Origin of the sequence: Erythrobacter ani, assembly GCF_019204025.1 — a bacterium.
In the GTDB taxonomy this organism is placed as follows: Bacteria; Pseudomonadota; Alphaproteobacteria; order Sphingomonadales; family Sphingomonadaceae; genus Erythrobacter; species Erythrobacter ani.
Genome location: NZ_JAGSPB010000003.1, coordinates 113862 through 137131 on the forward strand (window position 1 = coordinate 113862; position 23270 = coordinate 137131).

The 23270-nt window shown below is 59.2% G+C and carries 26 protein-coding genes; 11 read left to right on the forward strand and 15 right to left on the reverse strand.

Features of this window, described 5'->3' with window-relative positions:
• The first annotated feature begins 204 nt into the window (after window positions 1-204).
• A complete protein-coding gene (rpsD, locus tag KCG45_RS13310; RefSeq protein WP_218317797.1) occupies window positions 205-819 on the forward strand; it encodes a 30S ribosomal protein S4 in 615 nt (204 codons plus the stop codon).
• A 140-nt stretch (window positions 820-959) separates the two neighbouring features.
• On the opposite strand, the gene KCG45_RS13315 is transcribed toward rpsD, so the two are convergent.
• From KCG45_RS13315 to KCG45_RS13370, 12 genes are all read right to left on the reverse strand, one after another.
• A complete protein-coding gene (locus KCG45_RS13315) occupies window positions 960-1232 on the reverse strand; it encodes a chorismate mutase (protein WP_439648930.1) in 273 nt (90 codons plus the stop codon).
• Between the two features lie 103 nt (window positions 1233-1335).
• Window positions 1336-3345 carry an alpha/beta hydrolase family protein gene (locus tag KCG45_RS13320; RefSeq protein ID WP_218317799.1) on the reverse strand — a complete coding sequence of 670 codons (2010 nt, stop codon included), beginning with the start codon at window positions 3343-3345 and terminating at the stop codon, window positions 1336-1338.
• 70 nt (window positions 3346-3415) lie between these two features.
• Window positions 3416-4543: a tRNA guanosine(34) transglycosylase Tgt gene (gene tgt, locus KCG45_RS13325; protein WP_218317800.1), complete on the reverse strand. Its 1128-nt coding sequence runs from the start codon at window positions 4541-4543 to the stop codon at window positions 3416-3418.
• Between the two features lie 111 nt (window positions 4544-4654).
• Entirely contained in the window at window positions 4655-5188 is a 534-nt protein-coding gene (locus KCG45_RS13330) for an outer membrane beta-barrel protein (RefSeq protein WP_218317801.1), read from the reverse strand.
• Window positions 5189-5338: 150 nt separating this feature from the next.
• A complete protein-coding gene (locus KCG45_RS13335; protein ID WP_218317802.1) occupies window positions 5339-6109 on the reverse strand; it encodes an ABC transporter permease in 771 nt (256 codons plus the stop codon).
• On the reverse strand, window positions 6106-7050 hold the full coding sequence (locus KCG45_RS13340) for an ABC transporter ATP-binding protein (RefSeq protein WP_369410795.1): 945 nt from the start codon (window positions 7048-7050) through the stop codon (window positions 6106-6108). Before KCG45_RS13340 ends, KCG45_RS13335 begins: the two co-directional genes overlap by 4 nt.
• A 41-nt stretch (window positions 7051-7091) precedes the next feature.
• On the reverse strand, window positions 7092-8129 hold the full coding sequence (gene queA, locus KCG45_RS13345; RefSeq protein WP_218317804.1) for a tRNA preQ1(34) S-adenosylmethionine ribosyltransferase-isomerase QueA: 1038 nt from the start codon (window positions 8127-8129) through the stop codon (window positions 7092-7094).
• Window positions 8130-8168: 39 nt separating this feature from the next.
• A complete protein-coding gene (locus KCG45_RS13350) occupies window positions 8169-8849 on the reverse strand; it encodes a peptidylprolyl isomerase (RefSeq protein ID WP_218317805.1) in 681 nt (226 codons plus the stop codon).
• A gap of 108 nt (window positions 8850-8957) precedes the next feature.
• A complete protein-coding gene (coaD, locus tag KCG45_RS13355; protein WP_218317806.1) occupies window positions 8958-9470 on the reverse strand; it encodes a pantetheine-phosphate adenylyltransferase in 513 nt (170 codons plus the stop codon).
• Window positions 9467-9871, reverse strand: a complete 405-nt coding sequence (locus KCG45_RS13360) for a hypothetical protein (protein WP_218317807.1) — start codon at window positions 9869-9871, stop codon at window positions 9467-9469. Before KCG45_RS13360 ends, coaD begins: the two co-directional genes overlap by 4 nt.
• An 8-nt stretch (window positions 9872-9879) precedes the next feature.
• The gene (locus tag KCG45_RS13365; protein ID WP_218317808.1) at window positions 9880-10794 is read right to left on the reverse strand and encodes a polyprenyl synthetase family protein; all 915 of its coding nucleotides are present in this window, start codon (window positions 10792-10794) and stop codon (window positions 9880-9882) included.
• Window position 10795: 1 nt separating this feature from the next.
• Window positions 10796-11077: an exodeoxyribonuclease VII small subunit gene (locus tag KCG45_RS13370; protein WP_369410796.1), complete on the reverse strand. Its 282-nt coding sequence runs from the start codon at window positions 11075-11077 to the stop codon at window positions 10796-10798.
• An 82-nt stretch (window positions 11078-11159) separates the two neighbouring features.
• On the opposite strand from KCG45_RS13370, the gene KCG45_RS13375 reads away from it, so the two are divergent.
• Genes KCG45_RS13375 through KCG45_RS13405 form a run of 7 tightly spaced genes read left to right on the forward strand, consistent with a single transcriptional unit; the run spans window position 11160 to window position 16927 of the window.
• Complete coding sequence (locus tag KCG45_RS13375) at window positions 11160-11564, forward strand: DUF2177 family protein (RefSeq protein WP_218317809.1); 405 nt, start codon at window positions 11160-11162, stop codon at window positions 11562-11564.
• Window positions 11565-11588: 24 nt separating this feature from the next.
• Complete coding sequence (locus KCG45_RS13380) at window positions 11589-12263, forward strand: hypothetical protein (RefSeq protein ID WP_218317810.1); 675 nt, start codon at window positions 11589-11591, stop codon at window positions 12261-12263.
• A gap of 15 nt (window positions 12264-12278) precedes the next feature.
• The gene (purL, locus tag KCG45_RS13385) at window positions 12279-14519 is read left to right on the forward strand and encodes a phosphoribosylformylglycinamidine synthase subunit PurL (protein WP_218317811.1); all 2241 of its coding nucleotides are present in this window, start codon (window positions 12279-12281) and stop codon (window positions 14517-14519) included.
• Complete coding sequence (locus tag KCG45_RS13390; RefSeq protein ID WP_218317812.1) at window positions 14516-14941, forward strand: GFA family protein; 426 nt, start codon at window positions 14516-14518, stop codon at window positions 14939-14941. Before purL ends, KCG45_RS13390 begins: the two co-directional genes overlap by 4 nt.
• Entirely contained in the window at window positions 14938-15282 is a 345-nt protein-coding gene (locus tag KCG45_RS13395) for a DUF6122 family protein (RefSeq protein ID WP_218317813.1), read from the forward strand. The genes KCG45_RS13390 and KCG45_RS13395 overlap by 4 nt, the downstream gene beginning before the upstream one ends.
• Window positions 15279-15686 (forward strand): DUF3052 family protein, encoded by a 408-nt coding sequence (locus KCG45_RS13400; protein WP_218317814.1) that lies wholly within the window; start codon window positions 15279-15281, stop codon window positions 15684-15686. The genes KCG45_RS13395 and KCG45_RS13400 overlap by 4 nt, the downstream gene beginning before the upstream one ends.
• A complete protein-coding gene (locus KCG45_RS13405) occupies window positions 15683-16927 on the forward strand; it encodes a TCR/Tet family MFS transporter (RefSeq protein WP_218317815.1) in 1245 nt (414 codons plus the stop codon). Before KCG45_RS13400 ends, KCG45_RS13405 begins: the two co-directional genes overlap by 4 nt.
• A gap of 3 nt (window positions 16928-16930) precedes the next feature.
• Here KCG45_RS13405 and KCG45_RS13410 read toward each other — a convergent pair whose 3' ends face one another.
• Window positions 16931-17722, reverse strand: a complete 792-nt coding sequence (locus KCG45_RS13410) for a Coq4 family protein (protein WP_218317816.1) — start codon at window positions 17720-17722, stop codon at window positions 16931-16933.
• 129 nt (window positions 17723-17851) lie between these two features.
• On the opposite strand from KCG45_RS13410, the gene KCG45_RS13415 reads away from it, so the two are divergent.
• Complete coding sequence (locus KCG45_RS13415; protein ID WP_218317817.1) at window positions 17852-18538, forward strand: nitroreductase family protein; 687 nt, start codon at window positions 17852-17854, stop codon at window positions 18536-18538.
• A gap of 29 nt (window positions 18539-18567) precedes the next feature.
• Here KCG45_RS13415 and KCG45_RS13420 read toward each other — a convergent pair whose 3' ends face one another.
• On the reverse strand, window positions 18568-19401 hold the full coding sequence (locus tag KCG45_RS13420; protein ID WP_218317818.1) for a Coq4 family protein: 834 nt from the start codon (window positions 19399-19401) through the stop codon (window positions 18568-18570).
• 113 nt (window positions 19402-19514) lie between these two features.
• Window positions 19515-20372 carry a phosphoserine phosphatase SerB gene (gene serB / locus KCG45_RS13425; RefSeq protein WP_218317819.1) on the reverse strand — a complete coding sequence of 286 codons (858 nt, stop codon included), beginning with the start codon at window positions 20370-20372 and terminating at the stop codon, window positions 19515-19517.
• A 19-nt stretch (window positions 20373-20391) separates the two neighbouring features.
• Here serB and miaA point away from each other — a divergent pair, with 19 nt between their 5' ends.
• Entirely contained in the window at window positions 20392-21348 is a 957-nt protein-coding gene (gene miaA / locus KCG45_RS13430) for a tRNA (adenosine(37)-N6)-dimethylallyltransferase MiaA (protein ID WP_218317820.1), read from the forward strand.
• A gap of 147 nt (window positions 21349-21495) precedes the next feature.
• Entirely contained in the window at window positions 21496-23268 is a 1773-nt protein-coding gene (ilvB, locus tag KCG45_RS13435) for a biosynthetic-type acetolactate synthase large subunit (RefSeq protein ID WP_218317821.1), read from the forward strand.
• Window positions 23269-23270 lie beyond the last annotated feature (2 nt).

Sequence of the window (23270 nt, forward strand, 5' to 3'; positions counted from 1 at the left end):
CGAGAGGCGTCCAGCATTAAGAAAACCCATGGAAACCATTCGCTCCCTTGACCTTCAGCTAGAAATCGCTATTTGCGCGCCTTCGCGAGTTGGCCCCGCACCCCGGTGAAGCGGTGGCCGCGTTGAGAGTGATCTTTCAGCGGTGCGATGCCGGGTTGAATGGCCACCATTCCGGGTGGCTCTGCAAATTTGAAGGAAAGACTTATGTCGAAGCGCAAGAGCGCCAAGTACAAACTCGACCGCCGGATGGGTGAAAACATCTGGGGTCGCCCGAATTCTCCGGTCAACAAGCGTTCTTACGGTCCCGGCCAACACGGTCAGCGCCGCAAGAGCAAGATGAGCGACTTCGGCCTGCAGCTCCGCGCCAAGCAGAAGCTGAAAGGCTATTACGGCGACGTAACCGAGAAGCAGTTCCGCTCTACCTACAAGGACGCCACCCGAATGAAGGGTGACACCGGTCAGAACCTGATCGGCCTGCTCGAGCGTCGTCTCGACATGATCGTGTACCGCGCGAAGTTCGCCCCGACGATCTTCGCCGCGCGTCAGATCGTGAACCACGGTCACATCTATGTGAACGGCGTGAAGTGCAACATCCCTTCGCGTCGCTGCGATCTCGGCGATGTCATCAGCCTCGGCAGCAAAGCCAAGGAAATGGCGCTGGTCATCGAAGCGCAGAGCCTGCCAGAGCGCGAGATTCCCGACTATGTTGTTCCAGAAGGCAATGACAAGGTCGCCTTCACCCGAGTCCCGAAGCTCGACGAAGTGCCTTACCCGGTCACGATGGAACCGAACCTCGTGGTCGAGTTCTATTCGCGCTAAAAACTTCGCGAATATCCGATTTCAAGAAAGGGCGGTCCGTGTGGGCCGCCCTTTTTATTTCCCCCTTCGCGACATACAAAAAAGGCGGCCCCGAATGGACCGCCTTAAATTGTGCCTCATAGAGAGACTTATCTTACGCATCACTTTCGAATTCGATCCCAGATTTCAAATTCATATGCGATAGAGCCTTCGACAAGCCGCTCCCAGATACTGGCAACGACGTCGGCCGGAAGTCTGCGGGCCTCTGCATCCTTCACCGCTGCACTGATTACCTCAGCTTTCCGCGCCTCATCGCGAACCGCATCGCGGGTGGGCTTTATACGAGCAGCGGCGCGCATGTACCCGAACCGGCGATCCAGCAATTCGAGCAGCTCGCGATCGGTCGCATCGACGCCCACGCGAACTTCGGACATTGATTGGCAATCTTCAGGGCTTTTGAAATCAGCAGACATGGCCGGGCATGTGGCCTTTCACGCGAGATTTGTCGAGGGGCATGACAGGCCTTCGGCGCTCTCGTCACGTCCCGAAAGCTTGCACAAGGAATTTGTCGATTTCCATCAGCATTTCGGCGCGCACATCGCTGTCAGCGATATTATGCTGGAGGTCGTCAAACTCACTGTAGCTCACTTGCTTGCCTGCTTCTTTCAAGGCTTCGGCCATTTCGCGAGAATGGCGCACTTCGACATTCACATCGTGCGTTGCGTGAAACAGCGCCACAGGCGCGCTGAATTTCTCTGCATGGCGGCGCGGGCTCCCTGCCCCGATGTGCGGCCCTTCACCCAGCTGTTCGTCACGCAAACGAGAACTCGTATACGCCCGCGCGTCGCTGCGAAGGTATTCAAGATCCGTGACAGGGGCGATCGCAACCACCGCTTTGTAAAGGTCGGGCGCGACGACTTGAGATTGCAATGCCGCATATCCGCCATAGGACCAACCTGCGATGGCGAGCTTATCGGGATCGGCGATTCCTTCGCTTACCAACCATCGGCCAGCATCATTTACGTCACCGATCGCAACGTCCCAAGCCTGATAACCGTTTTTACCGAACCAGGCCTCTCCATATCCAAAGGATCCTCGGAAATTCGGCTGCAACACTGCATAGCCGCGGGCAACCAGATATTGCACGATCCAATCGAAACCCCACACATCACGGGCTCCTGGTCCCCCGTGCGGTGAGACAATCGCCGGAAGATTCTGGCCGTCAGAATCTGGTGGGAGAGTGAGATAACCGGGAATTTCCGTGCCGTCATTGGCGGGAAAAGTGACCGGTTTCATGGGCCCCATCGGTTGATCGACCAGATAATTTCGCACAGCGAGCAATTGCTCAAGCTGGCCCTTGCTCTTGTCGTAGAGATAAACCGTGCCCGGATTAGTGTCGCTGGATGCCACAACCAGCAGCTTACTTTCGTCCTGGCTCGCGCCCACTATGTCGATCAAAGGCTGATCGGGCAGAGCCTGCTCCAGCTTCGCAGATAAGGCAGCAAGCTCTTCATCGAAATATGCGATCGCGCGCTTTTCCGTCGCATAGGCTACACCGACCACGCGTCGCTGACGTCCGATGGCGATCAATGCATCCACATCCACATCGTCTCGGGCGAACACAATCTTGCCCACAGTCGGATTGTTCAGTGACACCTCGATTAGCGCATCGAAGCCGTCCTTTTTCACAATTGCAAAGGCACGGTTTCCGCTCGCATCGACCGCGACCGGAAAAAACTTCTCAGCTGGCTCCCCGTCGACCATTACGTCGCCAAACTGGCGCCATTTGTTGCTGCCTTCGTCGCGAAAGAAGTGATAATAATCGCCGCTCAACACACCGCTGGCATCGTACTCAGCTCTCGTTTTGAGCCTGACTTGGCCGGTTTCGTCAGCGATATAGGATACCGCGCGATCATCCGGTCGCTCCTCTACGCGCTTGCGACCATTACTCACATCAACCCGGTTGATGCCGAGCCCGACCTTCTCGTTGGCAAGCCGGGTTCCGGTCGAGCGATCTTTGACATAGCTTTGTGTCATCAGGATCAGGCCGGGCTCATTTTCAACATCGAAGGCGACAACGTCGCCGCCATGCTGGCTGCTCCATATCGCACGGCTACTTTCCCGCTCGGAAAGGGATTGGATGTTTGTTCCGTCGTAATCGATTGCGAACATGCGAGTATACGGCAGCAAAACACCCAGATCGCTCTTGTTCATGCCATAGAGATTGCACACCAATCGTTCGTCTGTCGCCCATCGGCACCATGCGAGATCCCCGCTTGGCTCCGAATTCGTGAGAATCTGCTGAACGCCGCCGCCTGCGGCAAGATCGACGACATGGATAATCTCGCCATGCCCTGGTCCCGCGCCGATCCACGCGATCTTTGTTCCCGAAGGCGAAAGACTGATATCAAGGACTGACGCACGCGCGCCATAGCGCTTGGCCACTTCCGCGGCGTCCGCGTCCTGAGCCACTAAAGGCAATTCAAACGCACTGACTGCAACAGTAAACGCTCCGGCATAGCCGAGCATTTTTCTTATAGATTTCATAGATTGCGACCCCGTTTTGACCCGTCAGGAGCATAATCAACGGCTTCGCCGGCGCAAGTACGGAATTGACCTACTGTTTCAGATAATCGCACCTGAAATCGTTAGCGAATGTCGCGAACCGCTTTTCGGAAATCGCATTGCGCATCGCGCGCATCAGCGACTGATAGAATGCGAGGTTATGCTCTGTCACCAGCATCGCTCCGAGTATCTCGCCCGATTTTTGGAGATGGTGCAGGTAGGCGCGTGAATAACTGGCGCATGTGGGACATTCGCAGCGCTCGTCGAGCGGGCCGCTATCCTCCGCATGGCGCGCATTTCGCAGGTTGAGCGGGCCATTCCACGTAAACGCCTGACCATTGCGCCCGGACCGTGTCGGAAGGACACAGTCGAACATGTCGATCCCGCGCTCCACGGCCCCGACCAAATCGTCCGGCTTGCCGACCCCCATGAGATACCGAGGACGATCCTCTGGAAGCATGGACGGTGCGTAATCGAGCACACCGAACATCGCCTCTTGACCCTCACCGACGGCCAACCCACCAACCGCATAGCCATCGAACCCTATGTCGATGAGCTTCTGGGTACTGACTCTCCGTAGATCCTGGTCGAGTGCGCCCTGCTGGATACCGAACAAAGCAGATCGCGACGCGTGTTCCTCGCCGCTGTCGAACCCGTCGCGGCTGCGTTTCGCCCAACGCATGGACAGTTCCATGCTCGCAGCGATCTCGTCTCTCGGACGGTCCGCCCTTGGGCATTCATCGAAGGCCATGACGATATCACTGCCGAGCAACCGCTGGATCTCCATGGAACGCTCAGGCGTCAGCATGTGCTTCGATCCGTCGAGGTGGCTGCGAAACTCCACACCCTGTTCGGTCAGCTTACGCAGGTCCGAAAGGCTCATCACCTGGTACCCGCCGCTATCGGTCAAGATCGGGCGATCCCAGTTCATGAAGCTGTGAAGCCCGCCCAATTTCGCAACGCGTTCCGCTCCGGGCCGAAGCATCAGGTGATAGGTATTGCCGAGGATAATATCCGCGCCGAGCGCGCGGACGGCCTCCGGTTTCATGGCCTTGACGGTCGCCGCGGTTCCGACGGGCATAAAGGCAGGCGTCTGGATATCGCCGCGCATCATCGTAATCGCGCCGGCGCGCGCGCGTCCATCGGTCGCTTTCAACTGAAAAGAAAATCGCTCGGTCATATGCGCGCCGCGCTTAGACCGCTGTCAAACATCTGTCACGTGTCGGTTGAAATGAACAGGGCCCGAGCAGCATCTGCCACCCGCGCCCTGGAGTTGCGAATGAAGGCTGGCTCAGAACGCCAGAAGCACACCGCCTGTCACACGGGTCGAATCGAACGCGATGGTATCGACGCCGACCCGCAATTTGAGCGGACCGTCACCGATGCCGAAATCCGCGCCCGCTCCGACGAGGTAATCGCCATCGGTCGTGTCGAACCCGGCTGGCAGTGCAACGGGGGCAAACTGCGAGAAATCGAAATCGACTTCCTGATAGCCTCCGCGGACATACACCTTTCCGGTTTCGCCAACGCGCAGGCCCAACCGGGCCGCTACGCCGTATTCATTATCGATGAAGCCATCGCCAAAGTGAAAGTTTGCCTCCGCCCCGACAAAAATCTTTTCGCCAACGGGGACGTCGACACCGGCCACGACGCCGTAAATTCCGCCATCATCATCGGGGAGATCGGTGCCGATATCGTGGTAGCCGATCGACGCCCCGACAAAGGGCTCTGCAGCGCCATCGCCGCTTTGCGCGTGACCAACTGCGGGGATTGCCAAGGCAGCGCAGGTCGCCACAGAGACTGCAGCAGTTTTGAAATACTTCATTGAAATTCCTCCATATGCGTCCGTTAGGGGGACGAGGAGGAATTGCATCTACGCCTCTGTCGATTGCCTGAACGTGGACGTCCATCGGGACCGGATCGACAAGCGGTTCTCACACTCCGACCAACGTGCGAGCTGGCGCGACAAAGCGCTCTATTCGCGCAGCCTCCAGCCGGTCTTGAAAATAAACGCGATGATTGCCGTGCAAGCTGCGAGGAAACCCAAGGTGAGACCCAGGGAAATGCCGATGGATACATCGGATGTGCCATAGAACGTCCAACGAAGACCGCTGACCAGAAAAGCAATCGGGTTTGCGAGCGCGATCTTGTCCCACGGAGCCGGCAGCATCTCGAGCGAATAGAACGTGCCGCCAAGAAACGTGAGCGGCGTAAGGATAAGAACCGGAATGATGCCGAGCTTCTCGAAGCTGTCTGCCCAGATGCCGAGGATGAAGCCGAACAGAGAAAAGCTCGCCGCGACGAGCATGATGAAACCCACTGCCAAGAACGGATATTTAATCTGATAATCGACGAAAAGCGTGGCTGTGGCCAGTATGATCGCTGCGAGGATCAGGCTCTTCGTCGCGGCCGCACCGACAAAGCCGACAAGTGTTTCGGCCACTCCGACAGGGGCCGACAACAGTTCGTAAATGGTGCCGGTAAATCGCGGCATGTAGATACCGAAACTCGAATTGCTGGTCGTCTCACCGAGCAGAGTCAGCATTAGGAGGCCGGGTATGATAAACGCAGCGTACTCGGTGCCCTGGATCGGTTCCATCCGGCTGCCGATGGCCGAACCGAATACGATGAAATACAGCGACGTAGTCAGCACTGGCGCGATCACGGATTGAAAGGCTGTGCGAAAAGCCCGCATCAGCTCACGTTGGTAAATCGACCATGCGCCGCGTAGGTTGAAACCAATCATGCCTCCTCCGTTTCGGAAACGAGGCCCACGAAGATATCCTCAAGCGAGCTGTCGTGAACATCGATACCGCGATAATCGATGCCCGCGCGGACAAGCGCCTTGGTCAGCGCGGCCACATCCTCGCGGCCCTTACCGCTGCCATCGCCGCCGCGGTACCACAGCTCCAGCCCATCTGCGCGAAGTTCTACCGGGAACACAGAGATGCTGGCCGGAAGTTCATCGAGCGGCTGGCTCATTGTGATTACCGCTTCGGTTCGTCCCATACGCTGCATCATCGCGTCTTTGTCATCGACCATAAGGATCTTCCCGTTGCGGATGACGCCAACACGGTCGGCCATTTCCTCGGCTTCCTCGATGTAATGGGTTGTGAGGATAATGGTCGTACCGCGCTCGCGGAGGGCCGCAATCTGGCGCCACATGTCCTTGCGCAATTCGACGTCGACGCCCGCCGTGGGCTCATCGAGGAACAGTAGGTCGGGTTCATGCGCCAAGGCTTTCGCAATCAGCACACGGCGTTTCATTCCGCCCGAAAGCTCTCGAATCTGGCTGTCGCGCTTCTCCCACAGCGAAAGGCTGCGGAGGACCTCCTCGATACGGGCCTTGTCCGGCGGGAAGCCGAAGAGTCCGCGGGAATAACTGACCGCGCGCCGCACGGTTTCGAACATGTCGGTGCTGAGTTCTTGCGGAACGAGGCCTATCCGGCCCCTCGCCTCGCGCCAATTGCGCGCAAGATCCTCGCCAAACGCTGTGACTGTGCCGCTCGTCGGCCGCACCAGACCGCAAACCGCACCAATCAGCGTTGTCTTGCCTGCTCCGTTCGGTCCGAGCAGCGCGAAAATTTCGCCTTTGCGGATAGTCAGGTCGACATCGTCGAGAGCTCTGACGCCGCCTTTATAGACCTTGCTCAGGCCCGAAATTTCCAGGATCGCTTCATCAGTCACCTCCGCCATTTGGCACAGGCGGTCGGGAATGCAAGCTCGCGCTACGGCAGAAGCAGCGAAGAATCTCCATAGGAGTAGAAACGATAATTATTGGCGATGGCGTGATCGTACGCCGCCATCATGCGATCGCGTCCCATGAGCGCGCTTACCAGCATCATCAGTGTCGATTTCGGCAGGTGAAAATTCGTCATCAATCCGTCGACACCTCTGAAGGTATAGCCAGGCGTGATGAAAATGTCGGTGTCGCCTGAAAAAGGCTGGATAGTGCCATCTTTGCCCGCCGCGCTCTCAAGGAGGCGCAGCGCAGTGGTGCCGACCGCGATGATCCGTCCGCCCGCCGCGCGCGCGGCGTTGAGGCGCTCTGCGGTTGTTTCGGTGATGCGTCCAAACTCGGCGTGCATTGCGTGATCGTCGGTGTCGTCGGCCTTCACGGGAAGGAATGTGCCTGCGCCGACATGCAGGGTAAGGGTTTCGCGGTTGATCCCACGCCGATCAATTGCATCGATCAGTTCCTGCGTGAAATGCAGCGACGCAGTCGGCGCGGCTACCGCTCCATCCTCTTGCGCGAACATCGTCTGGTAGTCGGTGAGGTCCTGTTCATCCACACCCCGCTTCTGCGCAATATACGGCGGAAGCGGCATAGTCCCCGCGCGATCGAGCAAGACCTCCACAGGCTCATCACCTTCGAAGAGCAGCGTGATGCTGCCATCCGCGTGGCGCTGTTCGGCAATGGCGGTAACCCCTCCGCCGAACACCAGTTGATCAGTCTGTTTGACGCGTTTCGCGTTGCGGACGAAGGCCTGCCAACGGCGCAAGTCGATCCGTTTGTGCAAGGTTGCGCCGATTTTGGCCTCGCCACCCGCGCGCCGACCTTCGAGCTGTGCTGGGATGACGCGGGTGTCGTTGAAGACCAGGACATCGCCGGGTTCCAGCAGATCGGGAAGGTCGCGCACTCCGCGATCCTCGAATTCAGCATCCGCACCGCGCACCAGCAACATGCGCGCCGCGTCACGCGGGCGCACAGGACGGAGCGCTATCCGGTCCTGCGGGAGCTCGAAATCGAATAGGTCAACACGCATGGCAGCGCGCCTAGCGCGTGTCTCTTATTAGGAAAAGTCTTACTGCTCCTCGATCGGAGCGCTTAGCAGATCGGCAGTGATATCCTGCTCGGGAGGTGCTGGAGGCGCGATGACCGGCCGTGCCTTGTTGTCGCTGGCAATGGAAGCCTGCAGGATACGCGTTGGATCCTGGGGCGGCTCGCCACGATTGATCTCGTCCACAGCATCCATGTTGTCGATCACGCGGCCGAGGTTCGTGTACCTCTTGTCGAGACTGAAGCGCGGATAGAAAACAATGAAGAACTGGCTGTTGGCGCTGTTTTCTTCGGTCGCGCGCGCCATCGACACGGTCCCGCGGACATGCGGCATGGGATTGAATTCCGCCTCGAGGTCGGGAAGCTCGCTACCGCCCTGCCCTGTGCCCGTCGGATCCCCGCCCTGCGCCATGAAACCATCGATCACGCGGTGAAAGATGATTCCATCGTAAAAGCCTTCGCGCGTCAGCGTCTTGATCCGCTCCACATGCTCGGGAGCCCATTCGGGCATCAGGCGGATCGAAACCCGCTCACCCGTCGACAGGTCGAGAACCCAGACATTTTCCGGATCCTCGGTCTCGTCGAAATTCACAGGGACGAAGCTGCGGGTCTGGACTTCCGCCACCGCTTCATCTTGCGCAAAAGCCGCCGAAGGAACGGCGAACAGCGAAAGTGCGGCAAGCGTGCCAAGTGTTTTCTTGATCATTGGGTTCTTCATAAAGCTGAGGGTATGGTTTGGCGTTTAGCCGCGCGCGGCTGACACTTCAATGAACGAAGCTGGTCAATCGACAGGTCCGAATGAGGCCATGCTTGGTCAATAATCGCCTTTGCGCCCGATTTTCTCAACCCTGGCGATGACTTCGTTGCACACAGGCTCGCTGACGAACGGTGTTATGTCCCCGCCGTAGAGCGCGATTTCCTTGACCAATTTCGATGCAATCGGCTGCAGAGATACGTCTGCCATCAGGAATATCGTTTCGATATCGTCGTCGAGTTGCTGATTCATACCAGCCATCTGGTATTCGTATTCGAAGTCTGCGACCGCACGAAGTCCGCGAATAATCACGCTCGCGCCCTGCTTCTGCGCAAATTTCACGAGCAGCGCGTTGAAGCCGACGACTTCGACATTATCGAGGCCAAGATTGTCGACCTCTCGCGCGACCATCGCAAAACGCTCTTCAGTAGAGAACATCGGATTTTTCGATGGATTGGTCGTCACGCCGAGGATCAACTTGTCGACCAGTTTCGCCCCGCGCCGAATGATATCAGCGTGGCCGAGAGTGATGGGGTCGAAGGTTCCGGGATAAATGCCGATGCGATTGGTCATGGATTGATCTCCTCCCATTGGATGCCGCCGCGTCGCTGATCCTCAGCGCGTTCGATCGTTACCGTTTCAAGCGAGTTCCGCTCGCCGTGACGCGTGAACGAACCCGGCCCGGCCTCTTGGAAATCGAGGGCTGCAAGAGCCTTCACGAGGCTGTCGAGACAGGGCGCTTCCGCTGTGAATGTGCGCACGACTTCTCTCCCGTCAGGACCCTCCTTCCGCATAAGCCCTGCAGGCAATGCATTGGCACAGGCTGGCACATCGAACCGATCGACCAACATGTCCACAATCGGGTCAGCCTCGGAAACGGACGCGGTGGAGGCAGCGCCTGCAGGCTCAATGGTGTCCGCAGCCCGATCGTCCGAACACGCAGCAAGCAGTGCTGGAAGGTAAGCAAAAGCCAAGTATCGCCTCACCGATCACGCTCGACGATAAAGCGTGCAAGCGCGCGCAGCGTGTCGGCTTCCTCCCCGTGGCTGCCAAGATGCGCCACCGCCTGATCGACAAGCGCACGGGCCTGTTCGCGCGCTTTGTCGACGCCCATCAATGTGACGAAAGTCTGCTTGCCCTGACGTTCGTCCTTGCGAAGCGCCTTGCCCGCCTTTTCCTGATCACCGGTAACATCGAGCAGGTCGTCGGCAATCTGGAAAGCCAAACCGATGTCGCGCGAATAGGCGCGCAGGTGGGCGCGGCCTTCAGGCGGAACTTTGCCGAGTATGGCGCCCATCTCGACAGACGCGGCGAGCAACGCGCCGGTTTTCAATTGCTGAAGCCGGGTGATCGAATGCAGATCGTATTCCACGCCCTCTTCGTCCGCGACCATATCCATGATTTGACCGCCAGCCATACCGTTCATGCCGCTGGCCGTGCCAAGCGTCGCAATCAATTCGCTCCGCACGAACGGATCGCTGCTGGTTTCTGTGTCCGCGAGGATTTCGAATGCGAGCGCATGAAGCGCATCGCCAGCAAGCACTGCTGTAGCTTCATCGAAAATCTTGTGCAAAGTCGGCTTGCCGTGCCGCAGATCATCGTCGTCCATGCAAGGCAGGTCGTCATGGATCAGCGAATAAGCATGGATCGCCTCGACCGCTGCGCCTGCCCGCAGCGCTGCCGTGCGATCGACGCCGTAAAGTTCCGCGGTGCTCACCACAAGGAGCGGGCGCACCCGTTTGCCGCCGCCGATGGTCGCATATCGCATCGCCTCGACCAGCCTCGCGCGAGTGTCATCGGGCACCGGCAGAAAAGCGTCGAACACCGAATCGATCTCAGCCTGCACCCGTTTGAGCCCGCCGCCGAGCGGGTCGTTTTCGACACCCGTTACGGTCATCTCAGTTGGACCCGTCGAGCGGGGCCGTACCGCTCGGTTTACCATCGGCACTGGTCACGATTTTTTCGATGCGCGCCTGCGCTGTGTCGAGCCGTTTCTGGCAAGCGGCGCGCAATTGTTCGCCGCGCTCGTAAAGCGTGATCGATTCGTCGAGCGGAACGTCGCCGCGCTCCAGCTGCTGCACAATGCTTTCAAGCGCGCCGAGCGCCTGCTCGAAGCTCATTTTCGCGATGTCATCCGCACTAGGCGCGGAACCATTTCCCTCGTCCATGCGCTGGAGCATTGACCGCGCCAGACTGCCCGGTCAAGGCTGGCCAGATACAAATGCCGCCTGAATCGAAGCGCGTGCAACGGGGAACGCACATATGACCAAATTCATCGTCGCTTATGTCTGCGCAGCAATCGTGTTCGGGGTCCTCGACTCATTGTGGCTCCGTTGGGCCGGACCCAACCTTTACCGGCCAGTAATCGGCGAGATCATGGCGAAAGACTTCAACGTCGGAGCAGCTGCCGCCTTTTACCTCATCTATCTTGCCGGCATGGTTTGGTTCGCAATAAAGCCCGGGCTGGACAGCGGCTCGGTCGCGACGGCGCTCCTGAACGGCGCTTTGCTTGGCGCGCTTTGCTATGCAACGTTCGACTTGACTAGCCAGGCGGTGTTCAAGGTGTGGGCCACGAAGATTTCCGTGATGGACATCCTGTGGGGCGCATTCGCGACAGGCACGACCAGCGCTGTTGCTACATGGGCGACTTTGCGCTTCACCAATTAAAGTCAGCGCCACGGGATCAACACCATGTTCATAGGACATTTTGCGCCAGCTTTCGTCGCCGCAGCGATCAGCCCGAGCGGACCCAAACTGGCGACGTATTTCATTGCTGCGCAGCTTGTCGACTGGGGGTTTTTCTCACTCGCATTGTTCGGGATTGAACGAATGCGAGTCGATCCCGGTGCCACAGTGATGGTCCCATTGGACCTTTACTACATGCCGTTCACGCATTCCCTGCTGGGCACGGGGATCTGGGCCATCGCGATGGCCGGGGTGGTGCTTGTCCTGAACCGCAACCTGGTCGGCGGCCTGCTCGCAGGCATGGTCGTCATGTCCCATTGGGTGTTAGACTGGGTGACGCACGGCCCGGATATGACCATTGCGGGCGGCGAGGAAGCCTACGGTCTGGGACTCTGGAACTACCCATATGCTGCCATCCCGCTGGAGGCAGGTATTACGCTCGCGGCTTTTGCATTCTATCTGAAGCGGACCCGGGGTCCGATCGGACCACCGCTTATCCTGCTATTTGTGCTCACCGCGTTTCAAGCCATCAACTGGTTCGGACCTCAACCATCCGCGGCAGGCCCCGTGCTTTATCTTCAGGCGTTGCTGGCCTTTGCAATCGCCACCGCATTTGCATGGTGGGTCGGGGAGAATCGCTATTTCGTTCGACGTGGCGGGTTGGCGACAACGGCGGTCTGAATTACAGGGGCGCGCATGAGCGAAATTACCCCTGAAATCATCGAGCAGCATGGCCTCTCTCCCGAAGAATACGAGCGCGTCCTCGCAGGGCTTGGCCGTGAACCGAATTTGGTCGAGCTCGGGATATTCTCTGTCATGTGGTCCGAGCACTGCTCCTACAAGTCGAGCCGCCTGCATCTAAAGAAGCTCCCGACCGAAGCGCCGTGGGTGATATGCGGTCCCGGCGAAAATGCCGGTGTGATCGATATCGGGGACGGACAGGCGGCGATCTTCAAGATGGAGAGTCATAACCACCCCTCGTATATCGAGCCCTACCAAGGCGCGGCGACCGGAGTGGGCGGTATTCTGCGTGATGTCTTCACCATGGGCGCGCGGCCCGTGGCGAACATGAATGCGCTGCGCTTTGGCCGTCCCGATCATCCGAAGATGAAGCATCTCGTCCAAGGCGTGGTCACAGGGATCGGTGGCTACGGCAATTGCGTCGGCGTCCCGACCGTGGGAGGCGAGACCAATTTCCACCCAGCCTATGACGGCAACATCCTTGTCAACGCGATGACAGTCGGCGTCGCGGATGCGGACAAGATCTTCTATTCCGCAGCCACAGGCGTCGGCAATCCGATCGTCTATGTCGGGTCGAAGACCGGACGCGACGGCATTCACGGCGCGACCATGGCGAGCGCGGACTTCGAGGAGGACGCCGAGGCCAAGCGCCCAACCGTGCAGGTCGGCGACCCGTTCACCGAGAAGCTGCTGATCGAGGCGTGTCTTGAGCTGATGGCGACCGACGCAATCGTGGCCATTCAGGACATGGGTGCGGCGGGGCTCACCTCTTCAAGCGTCGAAATGGCAACCAATGGCAAGGCGGGCATCCGGCTCGACATGGACAAGGTGCCGTGCCGCGAAGAGGGCATGACGCCTTACGAAATGATGCTTTCCGAAAGCCAGGAGCGGATGCTCATGGTCCTAAAACCCGGCAAGGAAGAGATGGCTGCGGCGATCTTCGAGAAATGGGAGCTCGATTTCGCGGTGATCGGCGAAGTCACCGATACGCAACACATGGTTCTGGAATGGCAGGGCGAAGTCGTGTGCGACATCCCGCTCGGCCCGCTTGCCGCCGATGCGCCGGAATATGATCGTCCTTACCTCTCGAAAGAGAAGTATGCGGAGTGGGCCGGTATTAGGCCGATGAAGGATGTGCCCGACACCGACAATCCGGGCGCCGACCTGCTCAAGATGCTTGCCAGCCCCAGCCTCGGATCGCGGCGCTGGATTGCGGAGCAATACGATTCACAGGTTATGGGCGACACGCTGCAGACCGGAGGCGATGCAGCGGTGGTGCGCGTGCATGATACCGAAAAGGCGCTCGCGATCAGCACCGATTGCACCCCGCGTTATGTCCATGCCGATCCCTATGAAGGCGGGAAGCAGGCGATTGCTGAGGCGTATCGCAATTTGTGCGCGGTAGGCGCGCGCCCGCTCGCCGTCACCAATTGCCTAAACTTTGCCAATCCTCAGCGACCCGAAATCATGGCGCAGTTCGTCCATGCGCTGGAAGGCATGGGCGATGCCTGCCGCGCGCTCGATTTCCCGATCATTTCGGGAAATGTCTCGCTCTACAACGAAAGCAAAGCCACAGGCGGCGGGTCGGCAATTCTGCCAACTCCGGCGATAGGCGGTGTCGGAATACTCGACGATGCCTCGAAAATGGTCACGCCAGCTTTCAAGAACGAAGGCGACGCGATCTATCTGCTCGCACCGGAATTCTGGGCCAAGCCTGACCCGACCCGCTCGCATCTGGGCAAATCGCTGTGGCTGGATGTCGTCAAGGGCCGCGATGAAGGCCGTGCGCCTCCCGTAAATCTCGCTCTCGAATTCGGCGCGGGCCAGATCGTGCGCAAGCTGATCGGCGAAGCATTACTCAGCGCTGTCCATGATCTGTCGGATGGCGGCCTCGCCGTGGCGCTCGCTGAAATGGCGATGGCCGGAGGCATCGGCGCAGAGGTCACCGCAAACAACGCCTACTCCGCCGCACAATGGTGGTTCGGCGAAGACCAGGCGCGCTACGTGCTTACCGTCTCTCCGGAAAACGCCGAAGCCTTCAATCGCATCGTGGCCGAAGGGCCCGAAATACCCGAGGCTGAAATGGTCGGTTTCCACCGTATCGGGACGGTCGGCGGCGACAGCTTGCTGGGCGTCTCGCTCGATGATCTGCGCGAGGCGCACGAGAGTTTCTTCCATGCCTGGATGGAGGGGTGAGATTTAAGCACTCCGGCGCGTGCCATTGCGGCGCAATCGGGGTGGCACTGTCGACCGACCTCGCTGCGCACGAGATCGCTCCAAGAGCATGCGGGTGCGATTTTTGCCTGAAGCATCGACCAAACTGGTTCTCGGACCGGTCGGGACATCTAACCATCATCCACTCGATCACGCCCAATCGCTACCGGTTCGGAACGCAAACCGCAGACTTCCTAATCTGCCCGAATTGCGGTGTGGTGGTCGCGGCGGTCTGTGAAAGCGATGGGGAAGCCCTAGGTGTTTTCAATCTCAATTGCCTAGAGGCGAATCACGACTGGTCGCAACGCGCCGTGAGTGTCGATTTCGATGGCGAAGACACGGGTGACAGGCTCGCACGGCGCGCTGCTAACTGGATGCCGGTCGCATTGAAAGATGCCGATTGACCGAAAGCGCAAGTATCATCCAACCCTTGCTCCATTATAGCGGGCACTGGCTCGTTCCCTTCGCGATCGGATGGCTGATCTGGCGCGACAGCTGGCTGCGCGCCGGGGCGATAATTGCGAGCGCCAACCTGATCGACCTCGACCACTTGCTCGCCGATCCGATCTTCGATCCCGGCCGGTGTAGCATCGGCTTTCATCTCCTCCACGGTTGGGAAGCCACCATCGTCTACGCCGCCTTGCTCATGGTTCCGCATAGGTGGGCGCGCGCGTTGGGCATCGGCGCGTTGCTGCATCTCGGCGTAGACTACGGCGACTGCTTGATGCAGAACCTGCCCGCATGACGGCAGGCTACTCAGGCACACCACTGGCGAAGAAACTCACCCTGAAGGACGGCATGCGCGTCTGGTTCGACGATATGCCGGCGTCGATCCGTGCCGAGATAGAGGAATACGGCGTACGCCTGAGCGAACAGAAAAGCCCCGATGACGGCTTCGAAGCTGCCCACATCTTCGTCACTGCCGGAGCCAGCCTGATCAGCAAGATCAACGATTTACGCGGGAGAACGGACAAGAATGGCCAAGTATGGGTGAGCTGGCCGAAGAAGGCCTCTGGTGTCGAGACCGAGATCGACGAGCATGACGTGCGCAAGGCCGGGCTCGATGCGGGGTTCGTCGATACCAAGAAATGCGCCGTTGATGAAACCTGGTCGGGCCTGAAGTTCGTAATCCCCAAGGCTGATCGATGACCACGGCATCACCGGAGATGGGCGCAGAAACAGGCGCCACGAAGGCAACGCTCGGCTTCGTCGCGTTCATCGTATTCGTCGACATGGCGGGCGTCGGGCTGATTATTCCGGTCATGCCCGCATTGCTTAAAAACCTGACCGGGGAATCGATCGACCGGACAGCCGAGATCGGCGGATGGCTGATTTTCGCCTACGCCGTCATGCAATTCCTCTTTGCCCCTATTATCGGCGGACTGTCAGACCGCTATGGGCGCCGGCCGGTGTTGCTGGTTACACTTTTCCTGCTCGGTATCGACTACATCATCATGGCCCTGGCACCAGACCTGTGGTGGCTGTTTGCCGGCCGCATCCTGTCAGGCGCGATGGGTGCCAGCTGGGCCGCGGCCAATAGCTGTGTGGCCGATGTTGCGACACCGGAGGAACGAGGCAAATATTTCGGCATTCTCGGTGGTGCGGGTGCGAGCGGCTTTGTTATCGGCCCCGCCGTAGGAGGAGTTCTGGGCAGCTACGGTGATCGTTTGCCTTTCGTCGCGGCGGCGGTGCTTTGCATGATCGGGGTAGCGCTTGGCTATCTTGTTCTCAGGGAGACGCTACCCGCAAACAAGCGCAGGCAGTTTGCTGTGGCGCGCGCCAATCCATTCGGCACGATCGTGCAGATGGCCAAGACACCGGTTGTGCTCGCCTTCCTCTGCATCATCTTTCTGATGCAACTGGCCTCGCAATCGACATTCTCGGTCTGGGCCTATTACAATGTCCTTGCCTTCGGCTGGGACGAGATCGAGATCGGCCTGAGCGTGGCACTATACGGCTTGTTGCTTGCCATCGTGCAGGGTGCACTGACAGGGGTCTCCATCGCCAGGTTCGGGGCAAAGGCGACGTGCATGCTGGGGTTCCTGTTCGCGATCCCTGCCTATATCCTCTTCGCCTTCGCTCCGGGCAGCTGGGCTATGATTATCGGGATTGTGCTCGGCAGCTTTGCGGGGCTCACCTTCCCGGCCATGCAGCAATTGATGACCGAGCGGATCTCGGACGATGCTCAGGGAGAATTGCAGGGTGCCATCGCCTCGATGGTCAGCCTGACGAGCATCGTCGGACCGATCGTCATGACCGGCTTGTTCGGAGCATTTGCCGACGATCAGGGGTTGTTCTTCCCTGGTGCGCCATTCCTACTCTCAGTCGTGATCCTGTTTGTCGCGCTCGCCGGACTGCGCTGGAATCTTCGCCGAATGCAGCCGGCCTGATCTTCAGGCAGCAGCTTTTCCGCTTAGCGCGAGGTCCTCGCGCCGGTTGCCTTCGCTTTCGAGGATTTCAAGGCATTCTCGGTAGATTTCCGGCTTACCGATATTCAGCCGGGCACGCGCCGCGCCAATGTCCTCGCGCATCACGGCCTCGACATCCATATGCGCCAGCTTGGCCGCGGCTTTGCCGAGCCGCTGTCCTTCGCGGACGGCGGAAAAGAGCGGTGCCTTGGTGCCACTGACCTTCTTAATCTGGCGCGCCCCTGCATAGGCGATGAAGAGCACGCCCTTGTTGTGGTTCTGCGAATAGGAAAAGCCGAGCAGACTCGCCTCGCCCAGCGCGTCGCGGCCATAGCCCGTCAGCACGTGGAACAGATCGTGTGTGTCGCGCAGCCGGTCGAAATACCACTGCGTCAGATCCTGCGGCAATTGTTCTGGCGGCGCCCATTTGTGGCTTTCGGAGACAAGACCCGCAGCGGTCAGCCCTTCGCGCTTCATGAACGCCATGTAATGCTTGCCCACGCTGTTTTCAGGCAGCTCTGCCCAACGCGCGTGATCATCGAGCATGGCCGGAATATCGACCTTCTCCCGCAAAAACCGCTGTCCTTCGGGCGACTTGATGAAATCCCAGCCCTGTCGAACGCTCTTCTTGCCCTTCGTCGCCTCGATGATGTGGAACACCTGTTCGGTGTCTTCCTTGTCCTCGACCAGCTTGCCGAAATGCCGCAGCACCTTAAGCGGCTGGAATCCGGAAATCTCACGGTCAGAGGCAGCAAGTGGTAAATCGATAAGCGCCATCAGACATTCTCCAGCACGATTCAATTTAGGTTCTGGTAATGCAACCTACATCTGTGTCAGTAAATTGTCGAGTCGCCATTACGCTACGTCATACTTTCAATCGGGGTCCGTAATCGGCAAAGCAATTCTATGCGTGACCATGAAACCATACCCTATTCGCTTGCCGCCCTTCCCTCAGAGGAGAGCGTCGCCCGTGCACGGGCCATGCGCGACCGGTTGAAAGTGAGGCGAACCTGCCGATACTTTTCGGACGCTCCGGTCCCGCGCGAAGTCATCGAAGCCGCGATTGAGGCGGCGGGCACGGCTCCCAATGGCGCGAACCACCAGCCGTGGCATTTCGCGGTCATCTCCTCACCGGAGAAGAAACGTGCGATCCGCGAAGCGGCGGAGGCGGAAGAGCGCCGATTTTACGGGACCGATGGAGAAAACCCAAAGGCGAGCGAGGAATGGCTCGGTGCGCTAAAGGATCTGGGGACCGACGAGGATAAGCCGTTCCTGGAAACCGCGCCGTATCTGATCGTCGTCTTTGCGCAGCGCAAGGGTGGGATCGAAGAAGATGGCCAGACGCAGAACTATTACGTCAATGAAAGTGTCGGGATCGCCTGCGGCATGCTTATCACGACGCTGCACGAAGCGGGGCTGGCGACGCTCACGCATACGCCTTCGCCTATGGGCTTCCTGCGCGAAGCATGTCAGCGGCCAGAATGGGAAAAGCCGCTGATGATCGTGGTGGTCGGTCATCCGGCCAAAGACGCGACAGTCCCTGCTCACGCGCTAAAGAAAAAGTCGCTGAGCCAGATTGCAAGCTGGCTCTAGCGGCCTTTTTTGACCTGAATTTCAGCGGCTCAGGCGGACACCAGCTCGTCGCTCGGACTATTCTCGCTGCCGAGCAGGTTGTAGGGATCGATACCCTCTTCCTTCCAGATCCGGTGACAGTCACGATACTTTGTCGGCTCGGGAATGTTGAGCGCCTGGCGCACTTCGTCGATCTGCAGCTTGAGCAGCTCCCGGATCGGTTGTTCGATGAGACGCGACGCGCCTTTGCCGGTTGTCTTGGCTTGCATGACAGCCCCCATGACCGGTGCCTGACTGCCTTTGACCTGCATTTTGATATTAGCCGCGCCTGCAAAACCGATAAGCAGGTGGCCCTGCGTGGGTGACTGCCCGTGCGTGAACAGCAAGACGCACTGCTCGCCCAGCGCATCGCGGCCATAGCCGGTGAGCACATGGAACAAGTCATGCGTGTCGCGCGAACGATCGGCAAACCATTGCACGAGATCGGGATATTTGGGCCGTCCAAGCTTGTCGGCCTCGGCGACGAGACCCGCGGCGGAAAGGCCTTCGGTTTCCATGAAGTCGCAATAAGCATGCGCGAGGCTGCCCTTTGGAGTCTTGCGAAGCGCGGCATGGTCATCAAGGATTTCGGGCAGGCTCGGCTCGGTACGGCGCAAGCGCTCGCCGCGCTCGGACAGAGCGAGGTCGCGGACGCGCGGCATGAAATTGCGCGAAGGAAGCGATTCGTAAATCTTGAAGACGAGGCTGGTGTCTTCCTTGTCTTTCATCAACAGGCGGAAATTCTTGACCGCGCGCGGTAGAGAATAGCGCGGCTGCGGGCGCTCGGGATGACGCAGGACAGTGCCATCGGCGGCGAACTGAGAAGAGAAATCGGGGGCGGACATTTTCTTTTGGCCTCTTTGATGTGTTTCCAGGGCTGTCTAGCAGCTCTTACTTACATCAATGTTAATAACAGATTTCGGTTCCCGTTCAAAACTGTTTTTTCTTGCCCGCGGCTTCAGCCCTTCACCCAGTCTTTTGTCGGAATGCCAAGCAGCGAAAGAACGGCCGTGAGGTCACCGCGATCGATGCGGCCATTTGATGCGGCGCGAGCTTTCGGCTTAGCGCGGTAGGCGAACCCGTAATTTGCAGCCGCGATCATAGGAATGTCGTTGGCCCCATCGCCTGTCGCAAGGCTGAGCGCGCCCTGCCCCAACGCGGCAGTTTCTTCGGTCAACACCGATTTCTTCGTGCTCGAATCGGATATGTCTCCTGCAAGCTTTCCGGTCAGCTTGCCGTCTGTAACGTCGAGGCGATTGCCCACCACGCGGTGGAAACCGAGGCGTTCCGCCACGGGATCCGCAAAATGATGGAAACCGCCTGTCACCAGAACGCATCGCGCGCCGTGTGCGGCGAGCGTGGCGGTAAGCGTCTTAGCTCCGGGAGAGGCGCTTATCCTCTGATCGAGGCACAGCTGGATCGCCGCTTCTTCAAGCCCCTCAAGCAAAGCGACCCTCTCCCGCAGCGCGGTCTCGAAATCGAGCTCGCCCTGCATCGCGCGTTCTGTAATGGCGGCAATCTCTGGTTTGAGTCCGGCATAGTCGGCAAGCTCATCAATGCACTCCTGCCCTATCATGGTTGAATCCATGTCTGAGACGAAGAGATGCGGAACCGCAATCTCCCCTGCGCTCACCAACGCATCGGCCGGCGCGAAGAACTTGTCGAGACCCGCCAGCACGAGCACCGGATCGGCCTCAGCGAAGCTCAGTTGCAGAACCTCGCCACAAAAATCGAGCATCACTGCCGATGCGAGCGGTATACCTTCGTTCGCGAAAGCATCGGCAGCTGCATCAAGCCGTGTTTCAAGATCAGCCATGTCTGCTATCAGGCGGGCAATGAGCACAAAGAAAACTCCGAAATCGTCATCACAGGATCGGCTCGCGCTCATCGCAGGGCCGACCGCCAGCGGCAAGAGCGCAATCGCGCTCGAGCTCGCGGAGGCCCGCGCCCAGGTAAAACTCGACACCTGGATCATCAACGCCGACAGCATGCAGGTCTACAAGGACATCCCGATCCTTTCCGCCGGGCCGAGCGAAAAGGATCGGAAAAAGCATCCGCACCGACTCTACGGCGAATGGGATGGAGCTGAAAGCTGTTCGGCTGCCGAGTGGGCGCGCAGAGCAAAAGACGTCATCGCCGAAGCGCACAAGGCCGGTACACTGCCGGTGCTGGTCGGCGGCACCGGGATGTATATGAGAGTGCTGCTTGAAGGGATCGCGCCAATCCCAGCCATCGACCCGGAAATCCGCGAAGTGGCGCGCTCGCTCGATACGCAGAGTGCCTATTCCGCATTAATGATCGAAGATCCGCAGCGCGCGGCCGAGCTTGAACCGGGCGACAGCCAGCGGATCGCCCGCGCGCTCGAGGTAAAACGATCTACCGGGGTGACGCTGGGCGACTGGCAGCTCGCCAAGACGGGCGGGATCGGTGACTATGTCGATCTCCACGCTGCGGTCGTCCTGCCAGAACGTCAGTGGGTCTACGACCGCTGCGAACAGCGGTTCGAAGCCATGTTGAAAGAGGGCGCGATCGCTGAGGTCGAAGCATTGCTGAAGCGCGACCTCTCGCCTGAAATGCCCGTAATGCGCGCTATCGGAGTGCCCGAGATTGCAGCGTTTCTGGCCGACGAGATCGACCGCGACACGCTGATAGCGCGCGGTGCGCAGGCCACTCGAAACTATGCGAAGCGGCAGTTCACCTGGTTCAGGCGGCAGACGCCAGACGATTGGGCAAATATCGAGTCCGAAAATATCGATATCAAGGATGTCTTTGCATCAATATTACGTGAATAACCGTTGACACGTTAGAATATAACGAATAGCGGTGCGAACTCCGGCCCGACGCATCCCCCCTGCGCCGGGCCTCATCTTTTGATAGAAGCGCCATTCAATCACCGGGCCGCTCCGGCCCGCCAATGACAACGAAGTGAGAGAAGCCCCGTGTCGGATCAGCCAAAGCCGGACAAACAGACTGGTGCCGCCATCCTGACCCAAAGCCTGGTCGATCAGGGCGTCGAATTCGTCTTCGGTTATCCAGGCGGTGCGGTGCTACCGATTTACGACGAGCTTTTCGGGCATGAGCGCCTGCGGCACATCCTCGTCCGTCACGAAGCGGGCGCGGCTCATGCGGCGGAAGGCTATGCCCGCGCGACCGGCAAACCGGGCGTTGTGCTCGTCACGTCAGGCCCAGGCGCGACCAATGCGGTGACCGGCATCGCCGACGCCTTCATGGATTCCATACCTATGGTCGTCATCACCGGGCAGGTCCCCACCGCGCTGATCGGGACCGACGCTTTCCAGGAAGCCGACACTGTCGGCATTACGCGTCATTGCACGAAGCACAATTACCTCGTCAAAGACCCAGCCGACCTCGCCGCGACAATTGAGGAGGCGTTCCGCATTGCAACGACGGGTCGCCCCGGCCCGGTCGTCGTCGACATTCCCAAAGATGTGCAAATCGCTGTCCCTTCGATGAGCCGCGCCTCCAAGCTGACCGCGTCTCACCGCTATGCGCCGCAGATGGCGGCCTCTCCGGAGCACATCATCGAAGCGATCGAGATGCTCGAAAAGGCCGAGCGCCCCGTGTTCTATACCGGTGGTGGCGTGATCAACTCCGGTCCTGAAGCATCCAGGCTCCTGCGCGAATTTCAGGACATCACCGGCGCACCGGTCACGTCCACACTGATGGGCCTCGGTTGTTTCCCCAACACCCATCCAGACTGGCTCGGGATGCTGGGAATGCATGGCACGTTCGAGGCAAACATGGCGATGAACCGCTGCGATGTGATGGTCTGCATCGGCGCGCGTTTCGATGACCGGGTGACCGGCAGGCTCGATGCATTCTCGCCAGACAGCAAGAAAATCCACATCGACATCGACCGGTCGTCGATCAACAAGAACGTACGCGTCGATCTCGGCATTGTCGGCGATTGCGCCACGGTACTCGGTCAGATGATCGAAGCCTGGGGCGATAGACGGGCGCAGGATCTCGGCGAATGGAAGGCCCGCATTGCTGGTTGGCGCGCTCGCGAATGCCTGGCCTATCCGGACAAGTCGAAAAAGAATCCCAAGGCGATCATGCCGCAAAAGGCGGTGGAACGGCTATACGCCCTCACCCACGAACGTTCCCCGATCATCACCACGGAAGTTGGTCAGCACCAGATGTGGGCGGCGCAATATTTCGGGTTCGACCAGCCGAACAAGTGGCTCACCAGCGGCGGACTCGGAACGATGGGTTATGGCATGCCCGCAGCGATCGGCGCGCAGCTTGGCTTTCCCGATGCGTTGGTGATCGACATTGCCGGTGAAGCGTCGATCCAGATGAACATTCAGGAGCTTGGCACGGCGAGCCAGTACCGGCTGCCGATCAAGGTGTTCATCCTCAACAACGAATATATGGGCATGGTCCGACAGTGGCAGGAACTGACCTATGAAAGCCGCTATTCGAACTCCTATTCGGACAGCCTTCCGGATTTCGTGGCTTTGGGAGAGGCGTATGGCTGGAAAGGCATCCGCATACAGGGTGACGATGAACTGGATGCAGGCATCACGGCAATGATCGAGCATGACGGCCCCGTCATTGTCGATTGCTGCGTGGCGCAGGACGCAAACTGCCTGCCGATGATCCCTTCGGGCGCGGCACACACCGAAATGCTGCTTTACGGCGACACCCACGAAGGCACGATGGATGACGAAGCGAAGGCACTGGTCTAAAG

Excerpts from the sequence above, each read along its gene's own strand:
- KCG45_RS13330 (WP_218317801.1), bottom strand. The coding sequence starts at position 5,188 with ATGAAGTATTTCAAAACTGCTGCAGTCTCTGTGGCGACCTGCGCTGCC.
- coaD (WP_218317806.1), bottom strand. The coding sequence starts at position 9,470 with ATGACCAATCGCATCGGCATTTATCCCGGAACCTTCGACCCCATCACT.
- queA (WP_218317804.1), bottom strand. The coding sequence starts at position 8,129 with ATGCGTGTTGACCTATTCGATTTCGAGCTCCCGCAGGACCGGATAGCG.
- tgt (WP_218317800.1), bottom strand. The coding sequence starts at position 4,543 with ATGACCGAGCGATTTTCTTTTCAGTTGAAAGCGACCGATGGACGCGCG.
- KCG45_RS13420 (WP_218317818.1), bottom strand. The coding sequence starts at position 19,401 with ATGTCCGCCCCCGATTTCTCTTCTCAGTTCGCCGCCGATGGCACTGTC.
- KCG45_RS13415 (WP_218317817.1), top strand. The coding sequence starts at position 17,852 with ATGCGTGACCATGAAACCATACCCTATTCGCTTGCCGCCCTTCCCTCA.
- KCG45_RS13320 (WP_218317799.1), bottom strand. The coding sequence starts at position 3,345 with ATGAAATCTATAAGAAAAATGCTCGGCTATGCCGGAGCGTTTACTGTT.
- KCG45_RS13410 (WP_218317816.1), bottom strand. The coding sequence starts at position 17,722 with ATGGCGCTTATCGATTTACCACTTGCTGCCTCTGACCGTGAGATTTCC.
- KCG45_RS13315 (WP_439648930.1), bottom strand. The coding sequence starts at position 1,232 with ATGTCCGAAGTTCGCGTGGGCGTCGATGCGACCGATCGCGAGCTGCTC.
- KCG45_RS13380 (WP_218317810.1), top strand. The coding sequence starts at position 11,589 with ATGTTCATAGGACATTTTGCGCCAGCTTTCGTCGCCGCAGCGATCAGC.
- purL (WP_218317811.1), top strand. The coding sequence starts at position 12,279 with ATGAGCGAAATTACCCCTGAAATCATCGAGCAGCATGGCCTCTCTCCC.
- miaA (WP_218317820.1), top strand. The coding sequence starts at position 20,392 with ATGAGCACAAAGAAAACTCCGAAATCGTCATCACAGGATCGGCTCGCG.
- KCG45_RS13400 (WP_218317814.1), top strand. The coding sequence starts at position 15,279 with ATGACGGCAGGCTACTCAGGCACACCACTGGCGAAGAAACTCACCCTG.
- KCG45_RS13405 (WP_218317815.1), top strand. The coding sequence starts at position 15,683 with ATGACCACGGCATCACCGGAGATGGGCGCAGAAACAGGCGCCACGAAG.
- serB (WP_218317819.1), bottom strand. The coding sequence starts at position 20,372 with ATGGCTGATCTTGAAACACGGCTTGATGCAGCTGCCGATGCTTTCGCG.
- KCG45_RS13370 (WP_369410796.1), bottom strand. The coding sequence starts at position 11,077 with ATGCTCCAGCGCATGGACGAGGGAAATGGTTCCGCGCCTAGTGCGGAT.
- KCG45_RS13365 (WP_218317808.1), bottom strand. The coding sequence starts at position 10,794 with ATGACCGTAACGGGTGTCGAAAACGACCCGCTCGGCGGCGGGCTCAAA.
- KCG45_RS13335 (WP_218317802.1), bottom strand. The coding sequence starts at position 6,109 with ATGATTGGTTTCAACCTACGCGGCGCATGGTCGATTTACCAACGTGAG.
- KCG45_RS13350 (WP_218317805.1), bottom strand. The coding sequence starts at position 8,849 with ATGATCAAGAAAACACTTGGCACGCTTGCCGCACTTTCGCTGTTCGCC.
- rpsD (WP_218317797.1), top strand. The coding sequence starts at position 205 with ATGTCGAAGCGCAAGAGCGCCAAGTACAAACTCGACCGCCGGATGGGT.
- KCG45_RS13375 (WP_218317809.1), top strand. The coding sequence starts at position 11,160 with ATGACCAAATTCATCGTCGCTTATGTCTGCGCAGCAATCGTGTTCGGG.